Origin of the sequence: Leptospira limi, from assembly GCF_026151395.1 — a bacterium.
Classification (GTDB): domain Bacteria; phylum Spirochaetota; class Leptospiria; order Leptospirales; family Leptospiraceae; genus Leptospira_A; species Leptospira_A limi.
In genome coordinates, this window is the sequence record NZ_JAMQPV010000001.1 from 314,049 (window position 1) to 337,615 (window position 23,567).

The 23,567-nt window shown below is 36.9% G+C and carries 23 protein-coding genes; 12 read left to right on the forward strand and 11 right to left on the reverse strand.

Annotated features, from left to right (window positions below):
* Window positions 1-39 precede the first annotated feature (39 nt).
* Together ND812_RS01365 and fumC are read left to right on the forward strand one after the other, a co-directional pair.
* Complete coding sequence (locus tag ND812_RS01365) at window positions 40-372, forward strand: DUF2878 family protein (protein WP_174705093.1); 333 nt, start codon at window positions 40-42, stop codon at window positions 370-372.
* A 140-nt stretch (window positions 373-512) separates the two neighbouring features.
* Entirely contained in the window at window positions 513-1,892 is a 1,380-nt protein-coding gene (fumC, locus tag ND812_RS01370; RefSeq protein WP_265375885.1) for a class II fumarate hydratase, read from the forward strand.
* A 61-nt stretch (window positions 1,893-1,953) separates the two neighbouring features.
* Here fumC and ND812_RS01375 read toward each other — a convergent pair whose 3' ends face one another.
* Together ND812_RS01375 and ND812_RS01380 are read right to left on the reverse strand one after the other, a co-directional pair.
* Complete coding sequence (locus ND812_RS01375) at window positions 1,954-2,355, reverse strand: SRPBCC domain-containing protein (protein WP_265373941.1); 402 nt, start codon at window positions 2,353-2,355, stop codon at window positions 1,954-1,956.
* A gap of 111 nt (window positions 2,356-2,466) precedes the next feature.
* Window positions 2,467-4,080 carry a fumarate hydratase gene (locus tag ND812_RS01380; protein ID WP_265373942.1) on the reverse strand — a complete coding sequence of 538 codons (1,614 nt, stop codon included), beginning with the start codon at window positions 4,078-4,080 and terminating at the stop codon, window positions 2,467-2,469.
* A 152-nt stretch (window positions 4,081-4,232) separates the two neighbouring features.
* Between ND812_RS01380 and ND812_RS01385 the strand changes: the two genes are divergently transcribed.
* Both ND812_RS01385 and ND812_RS01390 read left to right on the forward strand, forming a co-directional pair.
* Complete coding sequence (locus ND812_RS01385) at window positions 4,233-5,195, forward strand: LA_2444/LA_4059 family outer membrane protein (protein WP_265373943.1); 963 nt, start codon at window positions 4,233-4,235, stop codon at window positions 5,193-5,195.
* Window positions 5,196-5,254: 59 nt separating this feature from the next.
* Complete coding sequence (locus tag ND812_RS01390; RefSeq protein WP_265373944.1) at window positions 5,255-5,851, forward strand: class I SAM-dependent methyltransferase; 597 nt, start codon at window positions 5,255-5,257, stop codon at window positions 5,849-5,851.
* A 21-nt stretch (window positions 5,852-5,872) separates the two neighbouring features.
* Here ND812_RS01390 and ND812_RS01395 read toward each other — a convergent pair whose 3' ends face one another.
* The 8 genes from ND812_RS01395 to loa22 form a co-directional block, all read right to left on the reverse strand.
* Window positions 5,873-6,271 (reverse strand): DUF3703 domain-containing protein, encoded by a 399-nt coding sequence (locus ND812_RS01395; protein WP_265373945.1) that lies wholly within the window; start codon window positions 6,269-6,271, stop codon window positions 5,873-5,875.
* Between the two features lie 11 nt (window positions 6,272-6,282).
* Window positions 6,283-6,750, reverse strand: a complete 468-nt coding sequence (locus ND812_RS01400) for a hypothetical protein (RefSeq protein WP_265373946.1) — start codon at window positions 6,748-6,750, stop codon at window positions 6,283-6,285.
* A 179-nt stretch (window positions 6,751-6,929) separates the two neighbouring features.
* Entirely contained in the window at window positions 6,930-8,216 is a 1,287-nt protein-coding gene (locus ND812_RS01405; protein ID WP_265373947.1) for a TolC family protein, read from the reverse strand.
* Window positions 8,203-11,322, reverse strand: coding sequence for an efflux RND transporter permease subunit (locus tag ND812_RS01410; RefSeq protein WP_265373948.1), 3,120 nt, complete (start codon window positions 11,320-11,322; stop codon window positions 8,203-8,205). The genes ND812_RS01405 and ND812_RS01410 overlap by 14 nt, the downstream gene beginning before the upstream one ends.
* Complete coding sequence (locus ND812_RS01415) at window positions 11,322-12,275, reverse strand: efflux RND transporter periplasmic adaptor subunit (protein ID WP_265373949.1); 954 nt, start codon at window positions 12,273-12,275, stop codon at window positions 11,322-11,324. Before ND812_RS01415 ends, ND812_RS01410 begins: the two co-directional genes overlap by 1 nt.
* A 41-nt stretch (window positions 12,276-12,316) precedes the next feature.
* Window positions 12,317-12,766, reverse strand: coding sequence for a DUF1801 domain-containing protein (locus ND812_RS01420; protein ID WP_265373950.1), 450 nt, complete (start codon window positions 12,764-12,766; stop codon window positions 12,317-12,319).
* Between the two features lie 67 nt (window positions 12,767-12,833).
* Complete coding sequence (locus ND812_RS01425) at window positions 12,834-13,187, reverse strand: DUF3147 family protein (RefSeq protein WP_265373951.1); 354 nt, start codon at window positions 13,185-13,187, stop codon at window positions 12,834-12,836.
* 157 nt (window positions 13,188-13,344) lie between these two features.
* Window positions 13,345-13,917 carry an OmpA family outer membrane lipoprotein Loa22 gene (loa22, locus tag ND812_RS01430; RefSeq protein WP_207762644.1) on the reverse strand — a complete coding sequence of 191 codons (573 nt, stop codon included), beginning with the start codon at window positions 13,915-13,917 and terminating at the stop codon, window positions 13,345-13,347.
* Between the two features lie 56 nt (window positions 13,918-13,973).
* On the opposite strand from loa22, the gene ND812_RS01435 reads away from it, so the two are divergent.
* Genes ND812_RS01435 through ND812_RS01450 form a run of 4 tightly spaced genes read left to right on the forward strand, consistent with a single transcriptional unit; the run spans window position 13,974 to window position 17,764 of the window.
* On the forward strand, window positions 13,974-14,912 hold the full coding sequence (locus tag ND812_RS01435; protein ID WP_265373952.1) for an RluA family pseudouridine synthase: 939 nt from the start codon (window positions 13,974-13,976) through the stop codon (window positions 14,910-14,912).
* A gap of 27 nt (window positions 14,913-14,939) precedes the next feature.
* Complete coding sequence (locus tag ND812_RS01440) at window positions 14,940-16,433, forward strand: hypothetical protein (protein ID WP_265373953.1); 1,494 nt, start codon at window positions 14,940-14,942, stop codon at window positions 16,431-16,433.
* A gap of 18 nt (window positions 16,434-16,451) precedes the next feature.
* On the forward strand, window positions 16,452-17,189 hold the full coding sequence (locus ND812_RS01445) for a TerC family protein (protein WP_407658421.1): 738 nt from the start codon (window positions 16,452-16,454) through the stop codon (window positions 17,187-17,189).
* 2 nt (window positions 17,190-17,191) lie between these two features.
* Window positions 17,192-17,764: a DUF1569 domain-containing protein gene (locus ND812_RS01450; RefSeq protein WP_265373954.1), complete on the forward strand. Its 573-nt coding sequence runs from the start codon at window positions 17,192-17,194 to the stop codon at window positions 17,762-17,764.
* On the opposite strand, the gene ND812_RS01455 is transcribed toward ND812_RS01450, so the two are convergent.
* The gene (locus ND812_RS01455) at window positions 17,756-20,188 is read right to left on the reverse strand and encodes an ATP-binding response regulator (RefSeq protein ID WP_265373955.1); all 2,433 of its coding nucleotides are present in this window, start codon (window positions 20,186-20,188) and stop codon (window positions 17,756-17,758) included. The genes ND812_RS01450 and ND812_RS01455 overlap by 9 nt on opposite strands.
* Before the next feature lie 6 nt (window positions 20,189-20,194).
* Between ND812_RS01455 and ND812_RS01460 the strand changes: the two genes are divergently transcribed.
* From ND812_RS01460 to ND812_RS01475, 4 genes are read left to right on the forward strand one after another with little or no spacing between them, the layout of a single operon-like run.
* On the forward strand, window positions 20,195-20,791 hold the full coding sequence (locus ND812_RS01460) for a response regulator transcription factor (protein WP_108960612.1): 597 nt from the start codon (window positions 20,195-20,197) through the stop codon (window positions 20,789-20,791).
* 45 nt (window positions 20,792-20,836) lie between these two features.
* Window positions 20,837-21,349: a SixA phosphatase family protein gene (locus ND812_RS01465; RefSeq protein WP_265373956.1), complete on the forward strand. Its 513-nt coding sequence runs from the start codon at window positions 20,837-20,839 to the stop codon at window positions 21,347-21,349.
* On the forward strand, window positions 21,346-21,858 hold the full coding sequence (gene hpt / locus ND812_RS01470; protein ID WP_265373957.1) for a hypoxanthine phosphoribosyltransferase: 513 nt from the start codon (window positions 21,346-21,348) through the stop codon (window positions 21,856-21,858). Before ND812_RS01465 ends, hpt begins: the two co-directional genes overlap by 4 nt.
* Window positions 21,855-23,351 (forward strand): adenylate/guanylate cyclase domain-containing protein, encoded by a 1,497-nt coding sequence (locus ND812_RS01475; protein WP_265373958.1) that lies wholly within the window; start codon window positions 21,855-21,857, stop codon window positions 23,349-23,351. Before hpt ends, ND812_RS01475 begins: the two co-directional genes overlap by 4 nt.
* The last annotated feature ends 216 nt before the right edge of the window (window positions 23,352-23,567 follow it).

Consider the following 23,567-nt stretch of genomic DNA (forward strand, 5'->3'; position numbering starts at 1 on the left):
GTGTCATACGAGGCGTACAAACTAATTCATATTTTCGGAATGTTTCTTTTATTTTTGTCATTAGGTGGAGTAACCCTTTATTCAATCAATGGCGGAAAAAAGTCAGAAAACAAATTCAAAGCCATTGTTGCGATCTCTCACGGAGTTGGTTTACTTTTGTTGCTTGTTGCTGGTTTTGGACTCATGAAATTTCGAGATATTTCTCACTCAGCTCTTCCAGTTTGGATCATCTTAAAGATTGTCATCTGGCTTGCGTTTGGTGGTCTACTGACTTTAGCATATAAAAATGCGAAATATGCAAAAATCCTTTGGTTTGTATTCCCGATTATGGGACTTTTTGCTGCTTATTTAGCATTTTACCAGCCAAGTTAATTGCCAAACATACCTCTCTCAGTAAAATTTTACTGAGAGAGGATTTCCTTTTCGATTTTTATTTTTCATTTTCATCTCATCATTCTCTTCTTTTTGCCCAAATTCAAAAACTCTAATGAAGGAAAGTCTATATGGAACCAATCAAAACACGTATGGAAAAAGACTCAATGGGAGAAATCGAAGTAACGAATTCTCGGTATTGGGGAGCCCAAACAGAACGTTCCCTCCAATACTTTCAAATTGGAAAAGACAAGTTTCCAAGAGAGATGATTCGTGCCTTGGGACTTATCAAAAAACACGCAGCCATCATCAATACTGAACTCGGACTATTAGAGGAATCAAAATCAAAGCTAATCGTAAAAGCCGCAACAGAAGTCATTGATGGTTTGTTAGATGATCATTTTCCACTTTCTGTTTGGCAAACTGGCTCTGGGACACAAACCAATATGAATGCCAATGAAGTGATTGCAAATCGTGCAAATGAAATGTTCGGAAGCCCACTTGGCTCCAAATCACCCATCCATCCTAATGATGATGTGAACAAAGGACAAAGTTCCAATGATGTCTTTCCAACTGCCATGCATATTGCTTCTGCAGAAATGATGATCCATCACCTTGTACCAAATCTAAAATTCTTAGAATCGAAACTCAAAGAAAAATCTGAAAAATTCCAACATATCATTAAAATAGGAAGGACTCATTTACAAGATGCAACCCCTCTTACATTAGGGCAGGAATTTTCTGGGTATACACAACAATTGACATATAGTTTAGAACGGATTCATCGTGTATTACCTTCCCTATACAGAATTGCTCTCGGTGGGACTGCAGTAGGAACTGGTCTAAATACTCATCCAAACTTCCCTTCCAAAATGGCAAAAACCTTGGCAAACGAAACAGGAATTCCTTTTGAATCAGCTCCTAATAAATTTGAAGCACTTGCCGCCAACGATTCGTTAGTGGAAGTAAGCGGAATTCTAAAAACCATAGCAACATCTCTAATGAAAATTGCAAACGACATTCGTTGGTTGTCTTCTGGACCAAGATCAGGGATAGGTGAAATTAAAATTCCAGAAAACGAACCCGGATCCTCGATCATGCCAGGGAAGGTAAATCCAACACAATCCGAAGCACTGACTATGGTTTGTGCACAAGTGATTGGGAATGATGTCGCTGTTAACATAGGAGGCGCTTCTGGAAATTTTGAGCTCAATGTTTTCAAACCACTGATTGTCTTCAATGTCCTCAATTCAATTCGGTTACTATCAGATGCAAGTCTCTCCTTCGCCAAACATTGTGTTGATGGAATTGAGGCAAATGAATCCAAAATTCAATTTAATTTAGAAAACTCACTGATGTTAGTCACAGCTCTGAATCCACACATTGGATACGACAATGCGGCCAAAATTGCGAAACTGGCTTATGCCGAAAACCTATCCTTAAAAGAAGCAGGGATCCAATTGGGATTTTTGACGGCAGAAGAATTTGATACTTGGGTGAAACCAAATGAGATGGTATGAAATTGTTTTCTATTCGAATATACAAACTGCATTGAGTGGGTATGGTTTTATGTTTGTAATCTCACTTAGACTGAGTTTTCACTGCATTGCGAATTTTATCCCAATAGTTTTGGCGCCAGCTTTCTTCCACATCAGGGATTAGTTCCTTCGGAACACCGCGGTGTGTGAGTATAACTTCTGTTCCGCCTTCAGAAGTTTGTTTCAATGTAAAAGTTGCCATTGAAAAAATTCCTTCGGGAAAATCGGATCTTCTCCATGCTTGCACCATTCGTTTTGGAGGAGCTAGATCGACGATGATTCCGGAAACTTTTCCTTTCATGATCGAAAAGGAGCTACCAACTTTTTTGCCGATGATTGCAATTTCCCCTGTAAGAGAAGTCAGCTTTTTTGAATCCGCAATATATTCGTAGATCGTTTCAGGAGAAGCTTTGAATTTTACTTTCTGTTTGATTGTTTTACACATATAATTAGGATATGAAAGTCAGAATTTTATGATAATGAATCGATTTTGAATCTTTGAAAACCTTTCATTTTGTATGAATCCTAAAAGCGAATCAACTGTACACTTTCACAATTAATTTAACATCTGGAAAAAATCATTTCCTTTATCATCAACAACGATGAAGGCAGGAAAGTTTTCCACATCAATGGACCAAACTGCTTCCATTCCTAATTCAGGAAAATCCAATACTTCTACTTTTTTGATGTTTTCTTTTGCAAGTAATGCTGCAGGGCCACCAATCGATCCAAGATAAAACCCACCATTTTTTTTGCAGCTATCTGTCACTACCTTTGATCGATTTCCTTTCGCAAGAGTGATCATCGAAAAACCTTTTTCTTGGAACACAGGCACATAACTATCCATACGACCCGCAGTGGTTGGACCAAAGGAACCTGATGGCATCCCTTCTGGAGTTTTCGCTGGACCTGCATAGTACACTGGATGGTTTTTAAAATACTCTGGAAGTGGTTCACCCTTATCCAACTTTTCCTTTAGTTTCGCGTGAGCAATATCACGTGCTACTACAAGGCGACCAGACAACATAACACGCGTTTTAACTGGGTATTTTGAAAGAACCTTTAAGATTTCAGGCATTGGTTGGTTTAAATCAATATGCACCGACTCGGCACTGGAATCGACTTCATCAATGGTAGGTAAAAATTTTGCTGGGTCGTATTCTAGTTTTTCTAAATAGATTCCATCTTTTGTAATTTTTGCTTTGATGTTTCGATCCGCACTACAACTCACTCCAAGTCCCACAGGACAAGAGGCACCATGACGTGGCAAACGAATGACTTTAAAATCATGCGCCAAATACTTGCCACCAAACTGAGCTCCAATTCCCGATTTCTGAGCAGCTGCGAGCATTTTTTCTTCTAATTCAATGTCTCGGAAGGCTGATCCAAATTTGTCTCCCTTTGTCGGCAAATGATCCAAATAACCAGCTGATGCAAGTTTTACGGTCTTCAAATTTGCTTCAGCAGATGTGCCACCAATGACAACTGCTATATGATATGGCGGACAAGCTGCGGTACCCAAGTTTGATACTTTATCAGCTATAAATTTTTCAAGCGATGTTGGATTGAGTAATGCTTTTGTTTCTTGGAAAAGATAAGTTTTGTTAGCGGAACCACCACCTTTTGCCAAAAAGAGAAAACTATACTTATCACCTGGAGTTGAGTAAATATCAATTTGAGCAGGTAAATTGGAACCTGAATTCACTTCTTCATACATCGTTAGTGGGACAACTTGCGAATAACGAAGGTTCCGGTTGACGTATGTATTATAAATTCCACGTGAGAGAGCTTCCGCATCATCCCCGCCAGTGATGACATATTCCCCTTTTTTTGCCATGACAATGCCTGTTCCCGTATCTTGGCAGGAGGGAAGTTGTTTGTCTGCCGCAATCACTGCATTTTTAAGTAGTGCCATTGCCACAAAACGATCATTTGGTGTAGCTTCTGGGTCGTCTAAAATTTTGCGAACTTTTTCCAGGTGTGCTGTTCTTAGATAAAATGAAACATCTTCCATTGCTTTTTCTGCAAGAAAGGTGAGGCCTTCTGGTTCTACTTTTAGAATTTCTTTATCACCAAAGGGGACAGTGCTTACAAAATCTTTTGTTAATAATTTGTATTCAGTGGTGTCTTCTTTTAAGGGGAAAGGATCGGCGTAAAAAAAATCTGGCATGGAAACCTCTATTTATAACTTCTAATTTCGCGGGATTCCTCGTTTCGTAAATGAATTTTTGCGACCACTGTTAGAAACACCAAGGCGAAAGAGGAAAATGCGAATGGAAAAAATCGTTTCCATTTTCCAAAATCAGTCTATAACAAGGAAAAATGAAACAGAACCTAATCTATCTATTCCTTGTTTCTGTCTCTTCAATGATTTTTGCACAAGGAAGAGAAATGGAACCTCCCATATTCGATGGAAAAAACAAAAAATCAGAATGGAGTTTGCTCTTAAAAAGACAGACCTACCAATACCTTCCTTACGAATACACCTCCCTCACAGATAAAAATGAATCGATTGTTCCTACTCGTTCCAGTACGGCACTCAAAGAAAATGGAAAGGTTCTCATTCCCTTTGTATTCAGTTATGAAAATGTAGAGAAAGGATTCAAAGTGGATCTTTCTTATTTTGAAATTGAAATTGTAAACGCAAACACCTTACTCTTCCAACAATCGGCCCAAGGAGGAAACCTATCACGATTTTATCTTTCTCCCATGGCAAGGTCGGAATTTGAACTGAACCTTTACCAAACATTTTTACCAGCAAAGGACTGGAAATTGTATCTGGGAGGTGGGGTTCGGAATATCAACCGCTACCTCTATGGAAATTATTTAGGACAAGGTACGTTTAAAGAATATTTTTTTACTTACGGCCCACAAACCTCTGTCCAAACAGTCTACCAACTCACCCAAGATCTGGCATTCCACCTAACAATGGATGTGTTTTATACACAAGGCACTCGATTTTTCAAACAACCCAACTTAATGGAAGACCGTTTCCAATATTCTTTGTCCACTGCTGGCACAGAAGGAATCTTTAGAGGTTATGAATGGGATGGATCACTTTCCTATTCGTTCCATTCGAATATGAAATTTTTTGTGGGTTATAATATGATCATGTCGAAGTTCTCTTATCTAAATTACAACGAAGTCCAATTCAGTCGTACAACAACAAACATTGGATCACAAAACCCATCCTTCTCTGGTGATTGGGAAATCAATTTACCTAAAAAATCAGAAAACTTTGATCGTTTGCGTGGAATTTATTTGGGAATGATGGTGAGTTTTTAAAGAATTAGAATGTACCAAGGATTTGGTAAGAAACGAATGACAGTCTAAACAGAACCATTATGGAAACAAATGTTTTTGACCAAATGGCCAATCAATACGATACCGATGATCGTATCCAATTGGCAAAATGCATTTTAGATCAATTAGGACCTTTCCTTCAGAATACAAATGAAAATTCACTATTAGATTTTGGATGTGGAACTGGACTTTTGGGAATCCCATTGTGTTCCCATTACAAAAATGTTATGTTATGTGATAACTCCTCTTCTATGTTGGAAGTGGCAAATTTCAAAATCAATTCACAAGGTATTAAAAATGCGAAAACAATGTCACCTTCCGATTTGGCTCTGGACAAGTCTTTCCTTGTAGACAATATCCTTTTGTCTTTGGTACTCCTACATATTCCAGATACACAATCGATATTAAAATTTCCTTATGACCATTTAAAACCCAATGGAAAATTATTGATTGTCGATTTCTGTAAAAATGAAAAGGTATCCCATCCAAAAATTCATACTGGATTCAAACTTGAAGATTTGGAATCCATCTTAACAACAATCGGATACCAAACTGTGAGTTCAAATGTTATCTTAGAAGAAAAAAAAGTTTTTATGAACCATGATGCATCTTTATTTCTACTAATCGCAGAAAAGTAAAACGATTTTGATTCGAAACAACTATTCTTTGAATCCAGAAAGACCTTTTGCTTCGGTATCTGCATTGTGAAGAAGGGAACGTAAGTCATCAGGGATAGGCATGGGAGCAAAAATCGGTACTGATGCACTTCCCGTATTTCCAACTGGAATTCGGTTGAACAAACTCCCAATCCAACCAAAGACCATACGAATGAATTGACCATAGATTTCTTTGAAGTCTCCTTTACGAATCCCAAAAAGCAACATTCTGAAATGGCTTCCTGTATGAGGAACTGGATAATATTGTCCAATGATATGTGCCCTTTCCAAAAATCTCCAGGCAGCCAAATCATTGTTTTGTGACAAACTATCCCTATAGTTTTGGATCTCTTTTTGATAGGCAATTTTGAAATTAGTCGGCATCAATACATTTAGTTTCATTCTTAGTTCCTTCAAGAAGAGATCAATGCAGGGTATTCATAACTACGAATCCAAGCTTCAGAGAATACGGGATCTTCATAATAATGTTCATTTCCCTTTCCAAATCTTCTTTCATATTCTTGGATTTTGTATCCGTCTTGATGGCAATGTACAGCCGCATAACATTCGCTATCGTTTGTTTTTGAAATAGTCAAATCATTTGCCTCTTCAAACAAATCCAAGTAACCAATCCTCCATCCATACTGACTGAGTAAAAGTGGAATTACATTTCGATAGGCTTTATGAGCAGAGACAGAACTAGGATTTAGACCATGTAAATTGACAAACATTTTAAACTTGGTTCCTTTCGGTAAATCTCGAAACACTTGCTTTAATCCAAGTTCCCATTCTTTTACATCCAACTCTGTTACAAAACCAGATAATCGAGTGATGATTAAATGGGAGTCTTTTTCCCACTTCGTAAAATATTCAACTTTCATAACCTTTAGACTCTTTCTTCCACTTTAATTCTATAGGTAAATACCCTTCTATACATTTTACCAAACGAAATGAAATCAGAAAGATACAAAATGAATCTATCTTATTTAATAATTGTCCAAATTATAATTACAAAAAAAGTTTCTATTGTTCACAATTGATGAAATTGTTTTTCAATGAATCAATTTGGTTCGTAATCAAATCCTGTAATGTATTTTAGATTTAATAAAGCCTTTTCATATTCAACTAAGGCATCAATGTATTTTAACTTTGTTTCATTATAGGATCGAGTAGTATCCAAAAACTCTAGTAAGGTGGAACCTCCACCTTTATATGCTAACTCTACAATTTTGACTGCTTGTTGTGATTTTAATAATGAGATTTGTCTCATTTGTTCGAGTGCTTCAAATCTAATCTTAATTTCTTCTTCTGTAATCGCCATTTCCTTTGCTAAGTTTAAATACAACTCTTCTCGAAATATGGCAGCTTGTTTTCTGGCTGATTCACTTTTTGCAATTTCGCCTTGGTTTCTAGAAAATACAGGTAATTCCAAATTTGCAGACACTCCATACATATATTGGTTTTGTTGCACGAGTGAATCAAATAGAATGCTAAAGTTTGGTACTGCATTTGCTCTTTGCAGTTTCATATTTGCCAATGCAATATCTTCTGCATTCACTAATGCAAGATAATCAGGCCTTCCTTCAGTTGCTAATTTTAATAATTGGTTCGCATCAATTTTTGGTAGTAGTTTTAACGAATCTAAATTACCAGCTAACACAATATCAATTTCACTTGGATTTAAACCAAGAAATACGATAAGTTCGTTTTTTAATTTAATATATTCTACCTGTGCAGAAACTCTCGCTACCGCATATTGATCTTGTGCAACTTCAGATCTCAATAATTCTAATTTAGAAATGTCTTCTCTCTTAAATCTGATTCTGTTGATTTCAACGATATTCACTAAATTTTTATAATTTTCTTCGGCTAAAAGATAACGTTCCCTTGCTGCAAGTGTTGCTATGAATAAATTTCCAGTGGTTATTGATATTTTTCGCAAAGTTTCCAAAAATACCAACTCATCCATCTTTAGTCTTTTGTTGGCGACATTGATCCGTTCTTCTCGTTTGTTAGCAGTTTCAATCACAAAACCCAAACTAACACCATATTGATTGCGATTGGGATCAAATTGTTTTGAAGATGGATTAAAAGGTAAAACATCAGCAACAATATTCAAAAATGGATTTGGTCGTAAACCAGCTGTGATCCGATCTGCTTTTGTAAAATCAATTTCAAACTTTGCAATTGCAACTTGTTTGTTATTTGCGAGTGCATACTGAATTGCTTGGTCAAAATTAAATTCTTTTTTTAGTTTATCATTTGCATAAAGAGGAAAACAAATTACAGATACAACCAACAATTGTACAAATCGATTTTTGATTTGATAAAATCTAATTTTTCGCATGAAGTAATTTTCTCTGTTCACTTAAATAACAAAGTAACGGGATTGTAAAATTTCCAATGACCAAAGTGAACAATAATCCACCTACAATCACTGTTGCCATAGGTCGTTGGATATCAGACCCAATTTCATTCGTAAGCATTGCAGGTAATAAACCAATGATTGCCGTTGTTAAAGTTAAAAATCTAGGTCGAAATTGAATTTCAGAAACGTGCGAAATTATTTCCTTTAAATCAGTTTCAGTTTTAATTTCTCTATTTTCTTTCGCATGGTTAAAATTTGAGACAAATAATACTCCACCCATAATGGAAATTCCAAATAACGAAATGAGACCAACACCAGACGATACGTTAAAGTGCATCCCACGTAAAAAAAGAAAAAAGAGACCTCCAAGTGCTGCAACTGGAATACTGGACATAACAAGTAAACTATCAGAGATATTGTGAAACATTAAATATAAGATAAAGAGTATAATAACAAACGTTAGAGGAACTGCAACCATAAGTCTCTTACTTGCACGAGTTAGGTTTTCGAATTGTCCTCCCCATTCAATTTCGACGTCGGCTGGTAATTTGATACGTTTTGCGACAATCTTTTTTGCTTCATTTACAAATCCACCTTGGTCTCTGCCTTCGATGTTGATCCAAACAGAAACCATTCGATTTCCATTTTTCCTGGCAATTTTGGCCGGCATTTCCTTCAATTCCAACTTGGCAACAGAAGACAGTGGGTATTTGCTTTCGTACTTACTTTTGATATTGATATTTCCAATCGAGTTAACAGATGTTCGATATTCTTCAGGATACCGAACTGTTATGTTATAAATATGATTGTCCAAATACAATTTACTGATTTCTTTACCACCAATCGCCATTTCTGTGATATCTTGGATGTCGGAAAAATTAATTCCCGCTCTTGCAGCCGCTTCTCTATCAATGGCGATACTTAGTTCTGTATTGGGACCTTCTTGTTCAATTCCAATGGCCGAAACACCTTCTAACTTTTCTAAGGCGGATTCAATTTCATTTGCTTTTTGCCATAATACGGCAACATCTCTACCAGAAAGTTGAACAGACAAATCAGCAGCCGAACCAGTGACTGCTTCTGCAACATTATCCAAAATTGGCTGTGAAAAGCTGAATTTTGCCCCAGGAACTAATTTTTCAAAACGTTCCTTTAAAACTTCTAACATTTCTGCTTTTGAATGAACCGTTTTCCACTTAGAATAATCTTCCAAAGTAATCAGTCCTTCAATTCGATTTGGACCAAAAGGATCCGTCCCATCATCATTCCTTCCTGATTGAGTGATTACAATTTTTACTTCTGGAAATTCGCTCACTGCTTCTCTTAATAAATTCGCAACGTTCGCCGTTTTATCCAAATGAATTCCAGTTGGCAATTTACATCTAAAATTAATGGCACCTTCATCCAATTCAGGTAAAAATTCAGTTCCCAATCCCATAAAAACTAAAATTACAAGTACGATCACAACAACATAAGTGCGGATTACTAATTTTTTGGAATGGTTGAGGAGATAATGAAGGAATTGAACGAAGTATGATCTTGCTTGCGATAATAAAAAAAATTCTTTTGTTTGGCGACGATTTTCGTCTTGGAAAAACTTTGAAAAAATAACAGGAAGGACTGTGAGTGAAAATAACAATGCCCCTATCAATGTAAAAGCCAAACCAAAGGCCATGGGTTTGAATAATTTACCTTCTACTCTTTCAAAAAGAAAAATCGGAAGGTAAGCACATAGGATAACAACAATTGAAAAGAATACTTCTTTTTCGGTGTGGTCAGAAGAACGAAGGATGATTTCATCCAATGGCAATTTTTTTTTCGAGACAGATGTAATCGCAATCGTCGTTATAATTCCTTCTATAATAACAATGGAACTATCAACAATAATACCAAAGTCAATTGCACCTAACGAAAGTAAATTTGCGGGTATTTCAATTAAATTCATTAAACAAAATGAAAATAATAATGAAAAAGGAATGGTTACGGCAACTGCCAGTGCAACTCGATAATTTCCAAGCAAAAAGATCAATACAATCATTACGATTGTAATCCCTTCCATCATCGTACGAACTACAGTTTTTAAAGTATTGGATACTAACTCTGCCCTATCATATAAAATTCGAATGCGGACACCTTTGTTTTTTAAAAAACCATCTAAACTAGAAAGTTTTTCTTTTACTAATTTTAATACTTCAGATGGGTTTTCTCCTTTACGCATCATGATGATGCCTTGGACTCCAGAATTGGTCTCAGTTCCAGATTGTAACCGATAACCGAGAATCCCTTTTGGAGGATGAGGGATCACTCTCACTTTTCCAATGTCTTTTACATAAATGGGAACATCTTTTTTTTCAGTGACGATAATGTTTTCTATATCTTTTTCGTTTTCGATTGCACCTAATGCGCGTACTGGTATAGCTTGGTTACCATGTTTAAATATATTTCCACCAGTATTTGCATTGTTTTCTTCAATTGCCAAAACAAGATCACGTAAAAAAACATTATATTTGTCTTGGTTGATGGGATTGATTTCAATTTGGTATTCTTTGATGTCACCACCAAAGGTAATCACATCTGCAACACCTTGGATTTGTTGGATTCGTGGAGCCAATTCCCAATCTTGGATACTTCTAAGTTCCATCGTAGGCATGCCATCAGCTTCCACTGCATAACGCAAGATTTCACCCACAGGAGAAGTTAATGGACCAAGTTCAGGAACTTCTGTTCCTTCTGGCAATTGGATTGATTTTAACCTTTCATTAACTTGGTTTCTCGCAAAATATTCATCAGTGTGGTCTTTAAAAGTTAACCGAATGACTGACAATCCAAAAATACTTTGTGAACGTGTTGTGGTAAGCCCAGGTATTCCAGTTAATGCTCGTTCTAAGGGAATTGTTACGAGTTTCTCCACTTCAGAAGAAGCTCTACCATCAAATTTTGTGATCACGATCACTTCTGTATCAGAAACATCAGGATAGGCATCTATCTTAAGATGTGTGACTGAATAGATTCCAAAAGCTGAAATCATTAAAAAACAAAATAATACTATCGGAGAGTTTTTCAGTGAAAAACGAATGAATCCCATTAGTAACCGAAACTGAGTCCTTTTAATAATGTAGAACCATGAGAAACAACACGATCATTGGTTTGCAAACCAGACAAGATTTGTGTGTATTCATCTGTTTCGATTCCTGTTTCCACTTGTACTCTTTGAAACGTATTCACATCGATTTGTTTGAAAAGATAACTTGTATCACCAATTAAAATGATAGATTCATTTGGAACAGACAATGCTTCCAGATTGTCCAATTCAATATGTCCATTTCCAAACATTCCAGGTTTAAATTGATTCCCTGGATTTTTTGTTATAATTAAAACTTTAACAGTGCGACTGACCGGATCAATGACATCAGAAATGGAATCAATTTTTGTTTCAAAACGATCTCCTGGAAATGCAGAAAACTTAATGAAAACTCTTGATTGTAATTTGACTCGATTTAATTTTGTTTCGGGGATGTCGCCTACAATCAGAATATAACCTGGTTTCAATTTATTTAACTTTTCGATAGGAATGCCTTGCATTCGTAATCGGTTTAAATTTTCATCCATGGATGCTACCATTTGTTGTAACTGAACATTTGCATCGTTCAATTCTTTGCCCGCAGCAGCTTGGTTTTCCACCAAGTATTTCAAACGTGAATAAGATTTTTTTGCACCAAATAGGGCTGCTTTACTTTTTAAGTATTCAGAATAGATTAACGACTGTTCTTCGGTCTCAAAATGATAGGAATAATTTGTTTCTTTGGAAGTAACACATACGACTGACACACGAACAGGAATCGAAAGTCCTGATCCTAAATTTCGATAAGCAACGTTTGCTATGGAGATTGTAGAGGGAAGTTCACCTTCTGATTTTTTAATGATGACTCCATCTTCTAAAGTATGGAATGTTGCAATTCGGGGACGATTCTCTTCCGATTTCTGATTGCAAGATACTAAACAAACAACCGTCAAAAAGAGAAAAAAGGATTTAGACATAAAACATCACTTTTTTCAAACTAGGAGTTTGAGAATTGAAATCAACTTGAAAAAGTATTTTTTTCGTAAACTCGAATCCAGTCATTAGGACTCATTTTAGAAACAAGTTCAGCAATGAGTTTCCAAGGGATGTCTTCTAATTTTTTGAACCGAATGCAACTTTTCCCCATATCCAATTTGGTTTTACAATGTTTAGGGTATTCCGATTGGAACCATTTTAAGAGAGTTGGATTCGCATAAATTCCCATATGATACAAAGCAAGTCCACTTTTTTGCACAGCAATGTGGAGAAACGGTAGAGCTAGTTCTGGGTTGGCATGGTAACCAGCAGGATAGGTTTTTTTAGGGACTACATACCCAATCATATTGTATTGGAAGGTCTCTTCAAATCCTTTTGGCAGATTTTTTTTTACGACACTTCGCAATTGGAGAAAGGATTCTTTTTTCCCTTCAGGTAATGACTCAATGTATTCTTCGATTGAATTTGGCATGGGTAAATCCTCCTTCTGATCTTTGTTTGTATCCAATCTTTTACGACTTATTTTTCCATTATGTTTGTCAGGGAAACAAATGAATTCCAAAACGACTTACTAGGATATGAAACAGATAAAATAAAACTATTGTGATTACTATACTGGAGGAAATGGAAACCCAAAATCCAAACATATGATTGAGTACTGGAAAAACCAGAAACATGGGCAACGTAGGAATCACAAACCAAAAAGTATAATAAGCGTGATTTGAAATTTTTTCAGTGGAGGCAGATTCAACATGCAACCAAATGAGTGTTAGAATCGTAACCAAAGGAAGGGAAGCAATCAAACTTCCCAACCGATCGTTCCGTTTGGCAATCTCGGAAATGATAACAACAAGTGCTGCTGTGATTGCATATTTAAAAATGATATAAACCATGATCTTACCTAATTTTGATTCGCATAACCATTGCGAGGCGCCCTAAATTTTCAACAACCCAGTGAATTGATCCATATCCATTTTCAAGACATAAAAAAACCCACCAAATGGTGGGCTTCATTTAGAGAAAGGTCTCTAGGTAAGAAAATAGAATTTCTTATTTAGAAACAACTTGGAAAGTCACACGACGGTTGATCGCGTCTTTTTCATCAAAACCAGAAATTGGTTTAGAAGAACCAGCAGCTTTTGTCACGATTCTTTCTGCAGGGATCCCTTGTTTCACGAGAGCTGCTTTTACAGCATCAGAACGGATTTGTGAGTAGTAACCGTTTCCTTTTTTAGCACCTTCCGCTTCTTCTGGACCAGATGCATCTGCGTGACCAGTGATTTCGATTGCATAACTGTCAGGAAGTTTTGCAAGAGCGTCTTTAATATAAGCAACATTGTCTTTTGCCCAAGTTTTGAAATCTTCTGCTTGGATGTCTGCTTGTTTGTAGCTAAAACCTCTGCGACGAACGCCATCTGGGTAACGGTAGTCTTTGAGTGCTACGTTGATTTCGTCCAAAAGAGCTCCATTGAGATCTCTGGAAGAAACTGCAGTTGTGTTGTCCGTAGTTGTGGACGTTGTTTCTTTTGGAGTTTCTTTTTCTTCAGAAGACGAACAGTTCGTGAATGAAATAGAAAGACCTACGAGGAGGATGAGGCTTAAAAAAAATCCTTTTTTCATCAGTTGACCTACCTTAATGTTTCCATAGTTTAGTTCTTTTCATTAGATAACAACCGAAAATGCAAATATTTGTAACTGTTTCCGAAGATTATGACCAAAGTCGCTTAGACGTTTTCCTAAAAGACAACGCTGGAGACGATCTTAGCCGTTCAACCGTTCAAAAATGGATCGATTCTGGCTTTGTAACCAACAAAACAAAGGACCAAGTTGTCCATAAAAACGGCTATAAGGTGACTTTAGGCGAAGAGTATGTGGTGGATGTCATTGCAAGACCACCTTCTCGATTGGAACCCATCCCGATGGATATCCCTGTTTTGTATGATGAAGAAGAGTTTATGGTGATCCATAAAAAAGCGGGGATCGCATGCCACAGTGGACCTGGTGATGATTCACCTTCTCTTGTGAATGGTCTCCTCCACCAATTTAAGAACTTATCTGGTACTGGTGGTGAACGCCGTCCAGGTATTGTCCATCGATTGGACAAACCAACAGAAGGGGTTCTCATCATTGCCAAAACAGACAGAGCCCATGCTGCCTTATCCAAACTCTTCCAAGATCGTCTTGTGGATAAAACGTACTATGCTTGGGTGTTACAAGCACCTGTGGAAGCCGAAGGCACAATCAGTATGCCGATTGGCCGCCACCCTGTTGAGCGAGTGAAGATGTGTGTCAGAGAAGATGGGCGAATGGCCATCACTCATTACAAAACTGAAAAAATTGTGCAAACACAAACAGGGCGAAAGTTTAGTTTGATGAAACTCGGTCTTGAGACAGGTCGGACCCACCAAATCCGTGTTCATATGGCAAAAATAGGATGCCCTGTGGTTGGGGACAGTTTGTACTCTAGGTCAGCAAAAGATTACACACAATACGGACTCCTTCTCTTTGCTAAAAAATTGGATTTCCCACATCCCTTTGTACCAGACAAACGGATTGTTGTGGAACTAGAGTTTCCAGAACGTTTTAAAATCTTTGAACGAAAATGCCCTAGTTACTAGGGAACATAGAACAAAATTGATTTTGAAATGAACTTTCGAGTCCTTAAACCAATCCTTTTCCTTTTGGTGCTCTTTGCCAGCTTTCATCTGTTCTACGATGTTGTGTATGAAAACCATTTGGGCGAAGGAACAGATAGTGATGTTTTATATCCCTATTTGTTTGCGCGGGATGTATGGGCTGGGGGTTTTACAGGCATTCGTGGTTGGAACCTTCCCCCGTGTACTTATCTTTTTCCAGAGATTCTCATCGCGATTTTGTTATTTCCTTTAGTACCTTCTGTGTATGGTTTCCATTTGGTTTTTGGATTTATTTCCTTTGTTTTGCCCTTTACCTTTGCCAAACAATTGGGAATGCCAAAACGATATTCCTATTTAGTGGCTCTTGGGTTTTTGGTCTTAGCAGGGTACGACCCCAATTTATTCGGGCAATTTTATTTGCCAGGGTTCCATGCCATGATCTTATTTTTTGCGACATGGACTTTGGTTTTATTGGAACAATGGAAACAAACAAAACCTAAAGTTTGGATACCATTTTTATTCCTCATGACAATGGTTTGGGTATCGGAGTATTGGTTTTTTGTCAACATCGCTCCCTTTTTGATTTGTTATGCTGTCCTTCATTTACGATGGAAAAGCATTGGACCATTAAGCATCAGTTTGGTGGGAATTTTGCTAGCAAAATCCATTGGGAAAGGACTTCGTTATTTCGGAATTGGAACCATCGACACGAACAATTTACAATTACTCTCCAAACTCAATTCTACCTTCCATTCCATTGTCTTAGACCCAAGTTTTGTTTGGCAAGGTCTTGTACAATCCGTTTCCAAACAACCTCTCCTCTCGGAATGGTTCCAATGGTATTTGGTGATCGGAATTTTTTACCTATTCATATCACTCGTAAGGAATCATAAGATGGATTTCCTACTTGATTTGATTTTGTTTTTATCTCCTTTCATCACTGTATTTTTTTTATTCCTCATCGAAACAGAACTTAACATACGTTATCTGTATTTTTTACCTTTTGGAATTTTATTTTTTAGCTCTCGGATTTTGGAACGGATTCCCTTATTCCGTTTTGGAATTCCCATTGTGTTGTCAGTTGCTTGTTTTTTGTTTTATCTCGGAAAACATTCAGAACTTGTCGCCAAAGTGAAAGAAGGTGAAGGAAAACGGAATCATCGAATGGAGTGTTTGTCAGAATTTGATCCTAAAATTCCAGGTGCCGCCACCTACTGGCCAATCAAATACGTTCATGCATTTTCCCATAACAAGTGGACTCTCGTTCCTTTCACAAAAGACGGTGTGTATTACCCTTGGATTGCCAATACTTCTTGGGATGGTGATTTCAAAAACAAAACTTTTGATTCGTTTCCTTGGGGTGTGACGGAATCCAAAGAAAATTTGAAAGACTGGAAGGATGTTACCATCACAAAGGAATGTGAAGGTTGGTATTTTTTTCGAAGAAATGAACACGCTACAAATTCTAAACCCAAGAATTCGATTGATTCTAGTTTTCCTTAGATCAGTTTGGGTCGTGTCATGATAGAATTTCTTTCCGATCCAGCACTTTGGCTTGCCCTACTCACCTTAACTTCTTTAGAAATTGTTTTGGGTATTGATAACATCATTTTCATTTCGATCCTTTCCGCCAGGTTACCCAAAACCAAACAAAAAAAAGCAAGGCAAATTGGCCTGATACTTGCGATGGGAACACGAATTTTGCTTTTATTTTCTCTATCGTTTATCATGAAACTCACCACTCCACTATTTACATTCGTTGAATATTCAATCAGTGGCAGAGACATCATACTCATCTTAGGTGGACTTTTTCTCATCGCAAAATCCACAACAGAAATCCATCACAAATTGGAAGGTGACTCAATTGTCGGTGATGATTCTAAAAAGCAAATTTCTTTCACCCAAGTGATCCTTCAAATTTTGATTTTGGATGTTGTTTTTTCATTGGATTCAGTGATCACCGCTGTTGGAATGACAGACCAACTGGGTGTGATGATCACAGCGGTGGTTTTATCTGTTGGATTTATGTTATTATCGAGTGGGAGTATCTCTGACTTTGTAGACAGACACCCTACCATCAAAATCCTTGCCCTTAGTTTTTTGATTTTAATTGGTGTAGCTCTGTTAGGCGAAGGATTGAGTTTCCATATTCCGAAAGGATATATCTATTTTGCGATGAGTTTTTCTGTGATCGTAGAATTTTTAAATATGAAACTACGTTCCAAGTCGGAAAAACCAATCACACTCAGAGGAAAATGAAGATGAAACGTAAAGAATTTATCAAACGAACTGCTCTTACAATTAGCATTGCACAACTTCCATTATTCGGAGAATCAAATGATGGAAAAGAGAAAGAAAGTATAACAAGTGAAGTCACATCTCCTTGGTTAGAAGCAGAAGATTTGGAAGATTACAAATCACTGGTTTCTGCATATCTAACAAAACCCACCGAATTAAAATTACAAGGGAATTGGTCAGTTGGTAAGATGTTTGCCCACTGCGCACAGAGTATTGAATTTTCAATGAAGGGATACCCGGAAATGAAATCTTCTCTCTTCCGAGGGTCCGTGGGAAAAATTGCTTTTTCTGTTTTTGCTTTTAAAAACAAAATGAACCATGGATTGGAAGAACCGATTCCTGGTGCTGAAGAAATTAATAATGCAACTGAAATCAAAGTAGGTGCCAAAAGATTGTTACAAGCAATTGAACTTTTTTCCAAAACACCAGAGTCATCTTTACGACCACATTTTGCGTATGGAGATCTTACGAAGGAAGAATATGACGTAGCCCATACTCTTCATATCAAAAATCACATGGAACGTTTGTTACACTAAAATCATTTCGATCTGTTGGCACAAATCGTCTGCTTTGTACATTTTCGATAAATAAGCAGATACAATTGTTTCTAAACCCTCTTCCTCAAGAAAGGAATTTCCGCCCGAAAGAGGTGCATCAGAACTTATCAGAATGATTGGAATTTTTTGATTTTGATTTCGTTTTCCTTCCCATTCATGAATCAAAGAAATTCCATTCATTCCTGGCATGTGTAAGTCAGTAATGATAAGTGAAGGAGTGATCCTTCCCAAATGAGAAAGAGCTTCTTCCCCATTGCCCGCTTCAATTACAATCCATTGGTTTCTTCGCATAACCTCTGCTAAATCGGATCTAAAATTACCTGAATCATCAACAAGTAAAACGGATTTGGTACTTTTTGATAACGAAATCTCAAATGAGGAACCTACGCCAAGAACTGATTTAATCCTCAGTTTTCCAAAATGTGCCTCTAAGATATTCATACACAATCGTAAGCCGAGACCAGTTCCACGTTCACCGGCTGTTCCTGGGGTACTTTTGATATTTTCTTCCCCAGTTAATTTATGAATTTGTTCCTCACTCATTCCAAGACCACGATCACGAATTTCAACAGAAAGCCATTTTCCTTTGAAAGAAACACCTAACCAAACTTCAGAATTGAGGTATGAATATTTAATAGAATTTGTTAGAATATTTTTAAACACTTCTCCAATCAAAATCCGATCGGCTATAATTTCTGCTTGGATGGGTGTATCTTTTTGGATTCGAATTCCTTTCAATGTTGCCAATGGTTCCACTGATTCAATGATTTCGTTTAACAACTCATTCACTGAAAACCGAGTTTGCATCAGTTTGGTTCCAAATGCATCAAATCGACTTACATCCAAAAGTTGTTCCAACATTTTTATAGATTGGGTCACACCAGTTTTACAAATTTCTAAAAATTTCTTTTTTTCCTCTTCTGATGTTTCACTAAAACTAAAATCGATCACATCTAAAATTTGGTTCACACTATTGAGCGGCGAACGTAGGTCATGTGAAATTAAGGAAACAAAATTAGCCTTCCATCGGTTTGCCTTTTCCAATTCAGCAGTTCGGGCTTTGACTTTTTTCTCAAGAGCTTCCTTTCTTTTGTATAGTTCTTTCGAGATAGACTCAGATCGTTTGTAAACACGAACGAGTCCAAATGTCACACCAAGTGTTTGTGGAATGATAAAAAAATACAAAGAAAATAATCCCATAGGTCTAAAACCAAAATTAGGATGGGAAATTAAAATGATATCAATGACACCACCTAATACTGCGAGAAACAAACTAAAAAAATACAATTTACTTTCTTTTCTTTGGAAATACAATGCAAGTGAAACTGAAAACAAGCCTAATAGAACAAAAATCGCCGATAGATACTCAAAATAATAACTGACTAAAGCTAAATGTTTTATAGGTGTTAAAATTGAGACCAATAGAAATGTAAGTGAGTATACTTTCAATAACACTAACATTTTTTTAAAGATACGCATTTGTGCTAAATTTAATAAAACACTCCCTCCAAAAAACAAAACGATTACAAAACCAATTCTTGAAAACCGAAACAAAGGGATACAGTAATCATCTGAAAAAAAGTTAAAGAGGATTCTTGTTTCTGTTAGTGTAGCACTAAGAATCAAAATTCCCAAATAAACAAATGACATTCGTAATGCATTTTTTTCTGATCGATTGATCAAATACACTAACGCATGATAAATGGAAAGGATTCCCATAAAAATTAAAATGATACAAGAAGCAGAATTGTAATTGTTCCAAACTTGGATTATGTTTTGTAATTTTCCAAATCGAATGATCCCATGAATCCCTGCAAATTTATGGGAGAAGTTGGATATATGGATCACCAAATCTACTTTTTCTTTACCATTTAATATAGGGACAATTTTGGTATGAAAGGATGGAACATGAGTTTCACTATTTTTTCCAATGGATCCATTTTCAGCGACCAATGACCCGTTTGCATATATTTTGTAAGCACTATGAAGTACGGGCACAAGAAGAGCGAATGGTTCTTGAGTGGTTTCTCCTTCGGGCAAAAGGATTGTCAATCGATAGGTAGCATAACCAAAACTTGGATAATCTTCCCCATCTTCATTGTGTTGGGAAAACCAAGGAACACCCACTTGCATAAAAGATCGATTGTTAGGAGAAGGAGAGTTTGGTTCTAAAAATTCATTCCAGTAAAATTCCCATTTCCCAATTAGGTTCACTGTGTCCGTTGCCAATTTCAGATTCCGGCCATCCAAAACACCATCTTTTGCAAGTAAGGTTGGGGAGAGTTCTAAGTGGCAGGAAGAGGTGAAGAGAAGGACCAATCCAAAAATTAAGGGATAACGACAAAATTTTACTGTGGCAGAAAAAGATTTTTGGATAGATGAGAAGGAGACTCTGAAAATCATAAGGTTGTGGAATCCGTTAAAATTGCCATCTTAGAAGACCATTCCGTTGTCACTGAAGGAATCATATCTATCCTGAAATCCAATCCTTTCTTTTCCCTTGCCGGAGAATTTCGAACGGCTGCGGATTTGTTTCAATTCATCGAATCAAATCCAATTGATTTGTTGGTTCTCGATATTGATCTTCCCGACCGTAATGGCATTGATGTTTTGCGAGAAATCAAAGAAAAACACCAACCCACCAAGGTAATTATCTTCTCATTACATGGCAGTCGAGTGTATGTGGAAGATGCTCTCAAATCCAAAGCTGACGGATACATGCTTAAGTCAGACCCCATTTCGCAACTCCCTGAAGTGATTCAACTTGTGATGAAAGGTGGATCTTTTGTATCGGATGGAGTGAGTAAAGTTCAACTTCCATTTTCACCATTCCAAATGGAAATCCTAAACCTCTTAGTCCAAGGACTTTCTCAAAACGAAGTGGCTGACCGGATCCAAAAATCCAGGAAAACAGTCGAATACCATTTAAACCAAATGCGGACAAAATTTTCCTGTAAAAATAATAACGAACTCATTTCCAAATACGAAAAAGAAATACAAAAATAGCGATTTCGTTATTTCCCTTTGGATTGTTTCGAATACTCTATTCGTATGAAACATATCTATTTACTCAGGCATGCTAAGTCTGAATGGGATGAACCTTACGATACGGACTTAGATCGATCTTTGTCCAGAAGAGGTCGAATCCAATCAAAAGCACTACGTGACTATTTAAAAGAAAGTCGATTTGAGTTTGACCAATGTTTGGTCTCACCTGCAGAACGAACTTTAAAAACTTACTCCTCACTTCGTAAGGAAATCCTTCGATTTCCCAAACCCGAAATCAGTGAAAATTTATATGATGCAGATAAAGAAGATCTTATGTTTGTTTTGCATGGATTATCATCTAGCACTCGTTCTGTTTGCCTAGTGGGACACAATCCAAGTTTGGAAGCATTTGGCTCTGCCCTCGTTTTGGGAGACAAAGAACAATCCCTCTTCCATAAATTCCCTACAGCATCCTTTCTCGGACTCAATTTTTCTGACGATTCCTGGAAAAATCTTAGTTGGGGAAGTTGCCAATTAGTAGTATTCTGGATCCCTGGGCAAATAGGAAAAGAATGAAACCACTCTATTCAGAAGAACGAATCCATCACCGTGTCGAAGAATTGGCACGGGAAATCTCTCGAGATTTTTTAAGCAAAGACCTGGTTGTCATTGGAATTCTCAATGGAGGGTTCATTTTTACCGCGGATCTTTGTCGTGACATTCTGATCCCACATGAAGTAGACTTTATGGCCGCGTCATCCTACGGGGACGGAACTTCTTCTGGAGACTTAAAAATCACCAAACAACTCAAAAAATCAGTACAAAACAAATCAGTTTTGTTAGTTGAGGACATCGTCGATACAGGAAAAACATTAGAATATTTGCTCACAGAAGTCCAAAATCAAAATCCAAAAGATCTAAAAGTAGCAGCACTCTTTTGGAAACAAAAAAAGGCAAATCCACATATCATTGTGGATTATCCAGGTTTTATCATTGAGGACGAATTCCTGGTTGGTTATGGATTAGATTACCAAGGGAAATATAGAAATTTACCATATGTTGCGAAGTTAGAGGGAACTGAGTGAAAGATGCAATTGTAAAACAAAAATTTGATACACTTAAAACGTTTCCAACAATCAAACATGAAATTTTAAAAATAGCAGAAAATTTTGTTCACCATTCAGATGATTGGAAATTACTGAGAGTGAATCCTCTCAAATTTGCCACAGATCATAAGTTAGACGAAAACGATTCTGTAGATTTTTTTGTACATGCAGCAAAGGTTGGATTATTCGATTTTGCTTATAATTTGATTTGTCCAATGTGCGGCGGAATTGTTCACAGCCATCACAAATTAGATGAAATTGAGGGAAAAGAATTCCATTGTGTATCTTGTAATATTGTGGTTCCAACACTTCTAGATGACCAAGTAGAAGTTGCATTTCAAATCCATCCATCGTTACAAAATCATCAAATTGATCCCTTTATTGATGTTACAAATTACTTTCGTTATTTTTTTTCCGAAAATTTTGATAAATCAACTGAACTAAAAGACTGGATCCAATCTTCAATCAAAGACTATACGAAACTAATCCCTGATGGATCTTATAGTTTTGAATATGATGCAAAGTATGGGGAACTCCAAGGTCATCTCATTCAATTTGTAAGCATCGACAGAAACACAATGTGTTTATTTTCTGTTGATCCCAATTTACCACCTAATAATCAATCTTACTTGGTTGACTTAATGGAAAGTGGTATGAAACCAAATATGGTAACTATTCCCGCTGGCCATCACCATTTTACGATCCATAACCGCACTCGGTTTACAGTGGGACTCAATGTATTAACACCCAATCCTAAAGAAATTGAAAGGATTGCCAATTCCTACCCAACCATTCGGCATCAGTTTCTCACAGCGAAGATGTTACTTAATAACCAGTCCTTTCGGGATTTGTTTCGTATCCAAAAACTTTCACCAGATTTAAACTTGAATGTGAAATCACTGACGATCATGTTCACAGACTTAAAAGGTTCGACTGAAATGTATGACACAGCTGGTGACATCTTTGCCTATAAATTGGTTCAGGAACATTTTCGTATCCTAACAGAGATTGTGCGAAAGTACAAAGGTGCCATTGTTAAAACGATGGGAGACGCCATCATGGCAACTTTTTCCACTCCCACGGAAGGACTATTAGCAGCCCTCGAAATGATGCAACGTATCGAGTTGATGAACTTTGATTGGAAAAAAGAAGGTTATGAGATTGGCCTAAAAGTAGGTCTCAATGAAGGTTCTGCTTTAGCAGTCGTCAATGACGAAAGACTCGATTACTTTGGCCAATCAGTGAATATTGCCGCTCGTGTCCAAGGACTTGCAAAATCAGGTGAAGTTTGGTTAAGCGAATCTGTTTGGAATGCAACAGGACCAGAAGATTTAGTAAAACAACATGGTTATTACTTTCGCAAACAAAAGGCAACCTTAAAGGGTGTAGGCACACCCGTTCCAGTTTTCCAATTAAGTCGAAATCAATTAAAAGCACCTTCCAAGTGGAAACAACTTTTTAACAAAGGATAAAGGAGGTAGACCACTTAGGAGTATTCCTGAAACGTTTAAGTTAAAAACCAATTCATGAGACTAAATTTAAATCTATAAAAACATCTTGTAATATTGGCATATGAATCGCTAACTATTTGTTATATGAAGATTCGATTGATTTGGTTGGCAATTGTTCTTGTTTTTTTTCAAAATTGCAAGGAGGCAACACTTGCAAATCCCTGCGACAGCAAATCC